Here is a 2,438-nt window from a genome sequence, read left to right as displayed (position 1 = left end):
CTTGCTGGGCGTGCGGTCGGCCAGCGCGTGAAAGTCAACCACGTGTGGCTGCAGGTGGCCATGGTCCGCATACGCCGGCGACACGGCGAACGCGCGCCCGCTCACGACCCGGTCGCCGACGATCAGCTGGTCGACCTTGATCTCCTTTTTCAGCGCCACCGACTGCGCGCCCGGTACGACGGACAGCGCCGCCGCGGCATCGGCCGCGGACAGGCCCAGCGAGCGGGTGCGGATGTCCTTCAACTGTTCGTCCGTGTTGCCCTTGCTCTCGACGATGACGTTGTTCAGGCCCAGTTCCGCGACGAGGCGCAGCGCCTCGCGTTTGCTGCCTTCGCCCACGGCCAGCATGGCGACGATGGCTCCCACGCCGAAGATCATGCCCAGCAGGGTGAGGCCGGTGCGCAGTTTGCGGCGTTTCAGTTCGGCGACGGCTTCCAGCAGGAGTGCACGGTTCATGACTTGTCCGTTTTTGGAGGGAGGAGCAGGATGCGCGCGCCGGACGCGAGGCCGCTCCTGATTTCGCTGCGCACCGGGCCGCGCCGGCCCAGCTCGACCTTGTGCTTCACGGTGCGGCCGCCATCGGCCGTGTACACGGCGTAGGCGGCGCCGTCCTGCACGAGCGCGATGTTCGGCACCGTCAGCGCCGCCGCCTGCGTCACGAGGTGCACCGTGCCGTGCAGCGCCTGGCCGGGTTTCAGTCCCAGCTTGCGCGCCGTGTCGGTGCCGATGGCGGCGTCGAAATCGCTGTACTTGACGGGCGACTCGGGCGAGATGACGCTGGCGCTGCTGCCGACCCGCGTCACCGTGAGGTCCAGTTCTGTCCCCGTGCCGGCCAGGCGCACGCGCACGGGCAGGCCCGGCTTGAGTCCGTAGGCCTGGCCCTCGGCCACGCTGAAGTGGGCGACGAGCTTGTCGAGGTCGGGCAGGGCGCCGAACGGCTCGCCCGCCATCTGGTTGGCGCCGACCTGCGGCTTGGCGCCGTCCCAGCGCGCGGCCAGCAGGAACACGCCGTCGTGCGGCGCCACCAGTTCCAGCGCGTCCAGGCTCCTGCGCTGCTGTGCCGCGTTCTGCGCCACGCTGTCGCGTTGCGAGTGCAGCACGGCGTCCTGCGCGGCGGCGCGGGCCTGCGCCTGCCCGCCTTTCCAGTCCAGGTAGGTGCGCTTCTTGGTGAGGAAGCCGACGTCGGCCAGCGCATCGAGGATCGTGTTGCGGGCGAAGACGGACAGGTCGACGTTCGCATAGCGGCGCGCGAGGCCCAGGTCGTCCTCGAGCTTCGCGCGGTCGCCGGCCAGTACGCCTTTCTCGACGGCCGCATTCTGGCGATTCGCCTCCTCGGCCAGCGCCTTGCGCAGCAGTTCGAGGTCGGCCTGCGACAGTTCCGCGCGCGCCTGCGGGGCATCGAAACGGGCCACGACCTGGCCTTTCGTGACGGTGCTGCCGTCCGCGACCATGTCCACCAAGACGCGGCTCGACCAGCCGCTGCCCGGCACCGTCAACGGCGTGTTGGCGGCGGCCCCGGGCTTCAGGTCTTTCGCGGGCGCGTCGAATTCCAGCTCGACGTCGCGTATGACGACCGCCTGCGCCGCCGATTTGCTGTGGAAGGCGCGTCCCAGGCCCGTCACGTGCGCCGCCAGTGTCTGCCGCGTACCGGCCACGATGACGCGCGCCGCCTGGCCCTTCCGCACGCCCGCCGCCTGCGCTTCCGGCACGCGGGCGTTGACGCCCAGCTGGTCCGGATCGGCCAGCGTCGCGACCGACAGGCCTATCCAGACCTGGCTGCCGATGGCGAACTTCTCGCCGTTGAAGCCGACGCGATGCAGGACCAGGCCCCGCCGCGGCGCCACGACGGTCAACGCCGACTGCCCCTTGACGAGGGTGGCGATCTTGGCCCGCAACTGCGCCGCGTCGGACTGCAGGCCGGCGCGCTCGGCCTGGCGCGCGCGCCGCTGCGCCTCGTACTGGGCCTGCGCCAGTTTCGCCAGCTGCGCCTTTTCGGCGCGGTCGATCACCAGCTTGTCGTAGTCGACGCGGCGAATGAGTTCCTTCGGCATGGTCGCCTTGCGCGCGGCCTTCTCGGCATTGCTCTGCGCCTCGGCCTGCGCCAGCACGCCGGCGCGGTCGGCCTCGGCCTGGTCCAGCTGCAGCTTGTCCAGCGCCCGCTCGCGTTCCTTCAGCGTGCCTTGCAGCGAGATCAGCTGGTTCATCACCTCGGTGGATTCGAACACGGCGATGGGCTGCCCGGCCTGCACCATCGTGCCTTCCGGCGCGAGGAACGCCAGCTTGTAGTTCCAGACGTGCGGGATGGTCGGCGGCGACACCGGCATCGTGCGGCGCGACGCGATCTCGCCTTCGATCGCCAGCGCGGCGGGCGCGGCGGGTGGGGGTCTTCCGCGACGGTGACGGTTTTTTCCTTGGCGATGCCGCGCGAACGCGTGGTG

At 70.7% G+C, this 2,438-nt stretch carries 2 protein-coding genes; both read right to left on the bottom strand.

Features of this window, described 5'->3' with window-relative positions; all coding sequences use genetic code 11:
* Positions 1 to 456 (bottom strand): ABC transporter permease (locus ACEN88_RS29390; protein ID WP_413345384.1); only part of this gene is annotated, 456 nt, incomplete at its 3' end.
* Positions 453 to 2,438: HlyD family efflux transporter periplasmic adaptor subunit (locus tag ACEN88_RS29385; protein WP_413345382.1), on the bottom strand; the 1,986-nt coding region annotated here is incomplete at its 5' end. The genes ACEN88_RS29390 and ACEN88_RS29385, both read right to left, overlap by 4 nt.

This window comes from Massilia sp. CT11-108 (assembly GCF_047302915.1).
Classification (GTDB): domain Bacteria; phylum Pseudomonadota; class Gammaproteobacteria; order Burkholderiales; family Burkholderiaceae_D; genus Telluria; species Telluria orientalis.
This window is presented reverse-complemented; position numbering and strand designations above follow the sequence as displayed.